Origin of the sequence: Ravibacter arvi, from assembly GCF_039540405.1 — a bacterium.
Lineage (GTDB): Bacteria > Bacteroidota > Bacteroidia > Cytophagales > Spirosomataceae > Ravibacter > Ravibacter arvi.
Genome location: NZ_BAABEY010000041.1, coordinates 1 through 881, shown reverse-complemented (window position 1 = coordinate 881; position 881 = coordinate 1). Strand labels below are relative to the sequence as shown.

1 protein-coding gene is annotated in these 881 nt (G+C 48.4%); it reads left to right on the top strand.

All coding sequences use genetic code 11. From position 1 onward, the window contains the following. Positions 1-191: 191 nt before the first annotated feature. A partial coding sequence (locus ABD852_RS23010; RefSeq protein WP_345033174.1) for an IS110 family transposase occupies positions 192-881 on the top strand: 690 nt, incomplete at its 3' end.

The following is an 881-nucleotide window of genomic DNA, read 5'->3' as shown; positions in this document are numbered from 1 at the left end:
ATAACAGCGGCTACAGCAGTTTGGCAGTATTCCGGTTAGTGTCTTGTACCTGTTCCCGACACTTGCTTTAAAGGATGGTCCCTCCTAGTTTGGTGATATCGCTCCCCGCAATATTCCCGTTTGGCACATTTCTGTTTTGTGACCCCTTTGAGCTGTAGCCCGCTGTTATTCACCTTTTAAAGCTAAAGGCTATGTCAAAGTTAGTCACATTTGAGCAGCAAAACACACATTCGGCAGCTATAGATATCGGTAGCCGTAAGATTTATGTGTCTGCTGACGGGATCACCGTTAAAAGCTATGAAACCTTTACGGCCGGTTACCGGGAATGTATCCGGGACCTTAAAGCAGAAGGCGTCAGGCAGGTGTGTATGGAAGCGACGGGTGTTTACTGGATCGCCCTGCATGAAATGCTGGAATCGGCCGGTCTTCAGGTATGCCTGGTCCATCCCAAAGAGGTTAAACAGGTAAAAGGACGCAAGACCGACGTAAGTGATGCTTGCTGGATACAAAAGATGTTCAGCGCTGGCCTTGTCAGGCAAAGTTATATTCCTTCCGGCAAGTTGAAGGAGCTACGCATGCTTATCCGGGAGCGGGAGGATATCTTAAGTATAGCCAGCGGGTATGTGAATAAAATGCAGAAAGCCCTTGAATTAATGAACGTGAAACTCACTCAGGTTCTCTGTCAGATAAATGGCGTCAGCGGGATCCGGGTGATTGAAGCGATTCTGGAAGGGGAACGCGACAAACAGGCGCTTCTGAAGCTGTGCCATAAAAGTATCCGGGAAAAGAAGTCGGATCAGGTGCTGAATGCGCTGGAGGGCAACTACAATGAAAGCTGGCTGTTTTTGTTGGCCCAAAGCCTGAAACTCTGGAAAATCCAC